This window comes from Ruminococcus sp. 210702-SL.1.03, from assembly GCF_020559915.1.
Taxonomy (GTDB): domain Bacteria; phylum Bacillota; class Clostridia; order Oscillospirales; family Ruminococcaceae; genus YE71.
The window spans coordinates 1-5738 of the sequence record NZ_JAJCLZ010000053.1; the positions used below are offsets into that span (position 1 = coordinate 1).

The window sequence follows — 5738 nt, forward strand, 5'->3', positions numbered from 1 at the left end:
TTCTATTTTACTTCTTTGAGGTTGGAGTGTCAAGTTTTATTATACTATATCATTATACCATAAAACTTGTGAACAATTCTACCGCAACTTTGGACTGTATGAGAAAAGTCCGGACGGTTTTCTGCCCGGACTTTCTCACTCAATCATAAATCAATTCCGCTTTCACAATCTCATCTGCCTGTGCCTTGCAAGCGTTCATCTGCCGCACCCATTCCATTTGGTTTTCGGCTTTCAGCTGTTCGGTCACGCCGTACTGCTTTGCCAGTGACCGCACGATCAGCTCCATGCGGTTTCGTGCCGCTTCGTCAATCTCGGCGCAATGCTCAAAGAGCTTGTCGGATAGCACCAGCTCATTGAACAGTATCGGGCGGCGCATTTCCAAATATGCTTTGCGAAGTCTGCCGTAGTGTCCGAGGGGCTTTGTCTTGCGGATAACGATGTTTGGGATAAGATAATCGCCGTTCTGTGTGTAAGTGATATTCATGCTGTTTGTACTCCTTTCATCGGCTCTCTTTGCGGTAAACTGCTGACAGGGACGAACACGCCCTTTGCAATGTCCTCCGCACGAATGGCGGCTTTCTTGGCTTCGATTTCTGCTTTTTTTCTCCCCTTGATTTTGTCCTCGTATCGCTTCTGCGCTCCGCTGGCTTTCCGCTTCAAGTAGTTCTGATGAAGCCTGTCCTTGCGTTCCTCACGCTTGCGGATTTCTTCTAATTCTTCCGGGGTCAGCTCCACTTCTCCAAACGCCGGGGGAACGAATCGCCCAACAAAATTGAAGTAAATCTCGACCTCCTGTGTGGTCTGTATACTGCCTTTACGGTCACGCTCATGCACAAGGATTTTCTCGATAAACTCATTGAGCATGGCAATGGTCAGCTTGTCGAAGTTCTCATACTTATCAATCAGAGCGATAAAACGGTCAGCGTCCTTTTCGTGCTTTTCATAACTCCTGATAGCCTTTTCCAGAACAGAGATTTCAGCGGTAAGCTCGGACTGTTCCTTTTCGTATTGAGCGTCCAGAGTGGCGTATCTGCTGTCGGACAGCTTGCCTAAAATGTTGTCCTCATAGATTTTGCAGAGCAGGACTTCCAGCTCGGAAACTCTCTGCTTTGCTGTTGCAAGGCGTGTCCGCTGCTTCCTGACCTCTGCCGTCTGCTGGCTGGACTGCGCTTCCTGCACCACACGGAGAAACTCGGCTCTGTCATGCTTCGCATACTCGGCAATGGCTTTCAGCATTTCCGAGACAAGGGACAGTACCACATCTTCATTGATACGGTGCTGTGTCGTGCAGAGCTTTCCAACTGGGACTTTGCTGTATTGGGAACAGGTATATTGAGAAATACGCTTGCCGTTGTTGGTGCGGTGGACATACATCTTGCCGCCGCAATCGGCACAATAAAGCAAGCCTGTGAGGGGAGCTGCTTCGCCCCAGCCGTCCGGGTAGCGTCTGACATTCCCACGGATTTTCTGCACAAGGTCAAAGGTCTGCTGGTCAATAATGGCTTCGTGCGTATTCTCAAAAATCGTCCATTCGTCCTCCGGGACATAATGGCTTTTCTTGTCCTTGAAGTGCTTTCGGGTCTTGAAATTGATGGTGTGTCCCAGATATTCACGCTTTTCAAGAAGGTTGCAGATGGTGGAAGAACCCCAGCCGTACACATCTTTGAAAGTCTTATTCTTGTTCACGCCCTCGCCGTGCTGGGCAAGGTAAGCGGACGGAATGAGGACTTTTTCTTCTTTCAGCTTGCTGGCGATCTGATACGGACCGTAGCCCTCAATCGTCATGGCAAAGATGCGCTTGACCACATCAGCGGCTTCGGGGTCAACCAACCATTGGTCTCTGGCTTCGTTCCAGAGATAGCCGTAAATGACCGTGCCTGTGAGGTGCTTGCCGGACTTGCCTTTTGACTGGAAAGTGGAACGGATTTTACGGCTGGTGTCTCTGGCGTAATACTCGTTCATAATGTTGCGGAAAGGGGTAAAATCATCGTCCCCTCTGGCACTGTCCACGCCGTCATTGATGGCGATAAGGCGAACGCCACGCTGACGCAGGATTTCCATAATCTGACCGACTTTCAGATAGTCACGACCCATGCGACTCATGTCCTTGATACACAGGTACTCCACATTCCCGGCTTCAACCTCTTTCATCATTGCCAAAAATCCGGGACGGTCAAAGCAAGTACCACTAATGCCATCGTCCGTGAAATGGACAATGTTCGTAAACCCCTGCCGTGCGGCGAACTCCTCCAACATAGCCTTTTGATTGGAAATGGAATTGCTCTCACGCTGCTGGTCATCATCTTTGCCAAAGTCATCACGGCTCAGTCGTTCATACAGAGCAGTGATTTTCTCGTTTTTTCTCATAACTTGCGCTCCTTTCTTCGGTTTTAGGTTGTGTGTTCTAAGAGACTTCCCAACCGCTTGATTAAGAAGTCTTTTAGAGCATACAACACCGGCAGCGAGCTTATACGCCTTGAATTGTTTGAGTGCAAATGCACCCAAGCGCCGTTGTTCGGCATCGGGTTTTGTTTCAAAGATGTCACCGTAATCAGCCATGACTTCGGGATCTTCGTGCTTTGTGCCGTTCAGCCAGCACTCCACGATCTCAAACTCAATGTCTATCGCATTCTTGAATTCCTCATCGTCCTCACGGCATTCCGAAGCGTTTATCATGTCGATCAGCGTTTCAAAGTTCCATTGATCTTCGGGGTACATAGCGAAAATAAGTGCAATATACGCAGTATAGAGCAGTTTCTCCGCTTTCACCCAAAAGTCATCGCCGGACGGCTGCTGAGAGGAAGAAGTATTCTTGATAAGGACTTCCACGAATTTGAGAATATCCTTCTCACGGTTTTTCTTTGAAATGTAAGCAAACGGATTGTAGTGCATACTTTTCGCAAAGTCGATCGTGTTGAACACCTTGATCTTGTAAGGCTCATAGACAGGGATATATCTGCCTTTTTTGTCTTTGAGATAGTTGCCCTTATCGTCCCTGCGGTACACAACTTTTCCGTCAACTCGTTTCGGGCGGCCCCGTTCAAGCATTTTTCCGCATTCCACAAGCACCGTACCCTTCGGGTCGGTTACTACATAAGAGGAGTGCATCTGCATCAGGTTCGGCTTGACGAAAAATCGTGTCTTACCTGAGCCTGAACCGCCGATCACAAGAATGTTCTTGTTACGGGCGAACTTCGGTGCAGAGGGCTTGCCCATAGTCAGGGATTCCGTCTTTGTGAGTATCACATTGTTTTCAGGGCAGGATAAGTCCATATACGGCTCAATATCCTTTTCACCGCCCCATACGGCAGAACCGTACTCCTCGCCCTGGCGGAACTTCTTCTTGTTTTTCGACTTGACATAGAGGACTAACCTCATTACACCCGCAAGAACCAAGCCGAAAAGAAGATCAAACGGGTGTAAACTGGGAAAGATTCTTGCAAACGCCACACCGAGATTGCTCATGAAAGGCAGGATTTTTTCCTGAAATCCGTTGCCCTCAGCAGTACGGTACGCAAAGCCGATCAGGTTGCCCACATAAGAGAAAGCTACATAGGGAACAGCCTTGATGATCAGCTTTTTGAGTTTTCTCGTGTCGATCTGCAATTCGCAGACCTTTCCTTTCTGTTGGTATCGGCATCAAAAACCGCCGTAAAAACATCATCGCCCCTTGCCCGTGGAACGGGTGCAGGCTGGAAGTAGTTGTAGATCACCGTCTGTTCTCCCTTGTTTTCTCTCTCTGTTTCTGTTTGCGAGGTTTGCTCCTGAGCTTCTGAGCCTGCTGCTGCATCTGCTCACGGGTGAACTCCCCACGCTTCTGTGTCTTGCCCTGTCCCTTGCCGACATACTCCGAAAATGCTCTCTTGAAATCCTCTGTTTTGGCAGCGGAAAAGAAAACATGATAGGTAGGCGGTTCGGTGCTTTTATCTCTTTTCAGGGCAAAATCCACATCGTATTTTCGTGCGGTTTTCAGAAAATCCCCGATATTTCGGTCTGAAACCTCAATGCTGTCGAGCTTTGACGGGGACTTTGCCTGCAACTGCTTGTAGGTCATACGCCCCTTTTTCTCAGCTTTGCCCGACATAAACTCCTGCAATGCGGATTTCAGCACATCGGCGGTCATTTTCTCCGCCTTGATCGAAATGTCGATGGTTTTCTTCGCACCGTTCTCATAGTCGGACGGCATTACGCATCACCGCCTTCGTCTGCGGTTGGCATTTCAAAAGTGGAGAACGCTTCACTCTGGAGCCAACGGGTAATGTCACGCTGGACCTTCATCACTTCCTCATAGTCGGAGCTATGGTAAAGGAGAATTTCGCCGTTCTTTACGTCAGTGCCGATGATGCAGTATTCATCTTCCGAATGCTCCTCATCGAAACCAACAGCACGCTCCTCGACGCTGATTGCGACCAGATTGTTATAGTTGACAAGATCGCCGTCCTGCGTGATAATAGACTTAGCCATGATTTTTCACCTCTTTCCGTAAAAGCTCATGGAGCTTGTTGTGATATTCCTCCTGAAGCTCGTCAAAAGAAGAAAACACGGTGTCAAGAGTCTTTTTCTCTATCCTGTTACCGAGCATATCCATGACGATAGCTTCTAAATCGCTGTGAAAACTGTAAAACAGGTCGTTTACAGACTTTCAAGCGGCTTCGGAGTCTGTGTTCTGCTTCTCAGGGTTAGGATTGAAGTATCCGGTCTTGAGATACACAAGCCTGTCGGGGCAGTAATAGCGATGCTGATCGCCTTTACCGCAGGGAATCGCATAACCGAAGTCAACAGCTCCGGCAACAAGCCCCTTTTTCAGCGTAGCGATGCCGATACCACTTGCCTGAGAGATCTCAGACAGCGATACATTCCTGCCTGTAAATGCAGGAGTTACCGCCACATTCTTCTTTGCAGCCATAGAACCACCTCCTTTCTCTGTCAGACAGCCATACCATAACCGAGATCACGCCTGATCTGTTCGTCAATGTTACGGCTCTCACAACCTTCGTTGAAATGATATGTCAGAACCTCGTTGTAGAGGGAACTGATGAAATATCTGCGAAAATCCTTGATATTATCGACCTTTGCCATATTCTCAAGGACATTCTCTACCATGTAGATATTGGCTTTGAGCATCTTTGACTGAATAACTGCTCTGGGGAATGCCTGACCTCTGAGTGTGGTATATGGCAGAGGGGAACATATTTCGTCAACGATAAAGCCGACAATTTCATCAGCTTCTGCATAACCGTCCCGACTGTCCTGACAGAGCCAGTCACCAAGATGCCAGTAGTCGAGATTATCTCTGACAACTTCTGTGAAATACTCTACTTCTTCTGCGTTATATCCGTCAGTCACTCTCTCAGCAGATTTTTCAACACTCGGAATGTTGAAAGTTGGCTTTGCCACCGCAGGAATGATAGAGGATTTATCACACAGTAATTGATTTTTCTGTTTTGTATTGTTGTTATTATATTGTCCCTGATTTTCAGACAGCGGAGTTTCAGCAGGCGGAGTGTCCAGATACGGGTTTTCCACCTTCTGTTTTTCAGCCGATGAAGAAACAACGGCTTTCGCCTTGCCGCCCTCACGGATCGTAATAGCCTTGCGTCTGGTCTCAGCTTCAAGTTCGTCTGCTTCTTCCTTGCTGACGGGTACATCGAAAAAGCTGTAAACATATTCAAAATGATTGTTCATGATTTTGTCAATAAAACTTGACACATTGACCGCAAGGATTTGAAGTTAAGCAG

Annotated in this window: 7 protein-coding genes; all 7 read right to left on the reverse strand. The window is 47.9% G+C overall.

Annotated elements, in window-relative coordinates:
* Positions 1-139: 139 nt before the first annotated feature.
* The 7 genes from LI114_RS12925 to LI114_RS12955 all read right to left on the reverse strand — a co-directional run bounded on the left by LI114_RS12925 (position 140) and on the right by LI114_RS12955 (position 5709).
* The gene (locus LI114_RS12925; protein ID WP_117718978.1) at positions 140-484 is read right to left on the reverse strand and encodes a TnpV protein; all 345 of its coding nucleotides are present in this window, start codon (positions 482-484) and stop codon (positions 140-142) included.
* Entirely contained in the window at positions 481-3465 is a 2985-nt protein-coding gene (locus LI114_RS12930; RefSeq protein WP_264468330.1) for a DUF4368 domain-containing protein, read from the reverse strand. The genes LI114_RS12925 and LI114_RS12930 overlap by 4 nt, the downstream gene beginning before the upstream one ends.
* Before the next feature lie 244 nt (positions 3466-3709).
* A complete protein-coding gene (locus LI114_RS12935; protein ID WP_092983287.1) occupies positions 3710-4186 on the reverse strand; it encodes a PcfB family protein in 477 nt (158 codons plus the stop codon).
* Positions 4186-4464 (reverse strand): hypothetical protein, encoded by a 279-nt coding sequence (locus tag LI114_RS12940; RefSeq protein WP_092983289.1) that lies wholly within the window; start codon positions 4462-4464, stop codon positions 4186-4188. The genes LI114_RS12935 and LI114_RS12940 overlap by 1 nt, the downstream gene beginning before the upstream one ends.
* Positions 4457-4588: an odorant receptor gene (locus LI114_RS12945; RefSeq protein WP_227221027.1), complete on the reverse strand. Its 132-nt coding sequence runs from the start codon at positions 4586-4588 to the stop codon at positions 4457-4459. Before LI114_RS12945 ends, LI114_RS12940 begins: the two co-directional genes overlap by 8 nt.
* A gap of 54 nt (positions 4589-4642) precedes the next feature.
* Entirely contained in the window at positions 4643-4906 is a 264-nt protein-coding gene (locus LI114_RS12950) for a hypothetical protein (protein WP_092983291.1), read from the reverse strand.
* A 20-nt stretch (positions 4907-4926) separates the two neighbouring features.
* Positions 4927-5709: a DUF6017 domain-containing protein gene (locus LI114_RS12955; protein ID WP_227221028.1), complete on the reverse strand. Its 783-nt coding sequence runs from the start codon at positions 5707-5709 to the stop codon at positions 4927-4929.
* Positions 5710-5738: the final 29 nt, after the last annotated feature.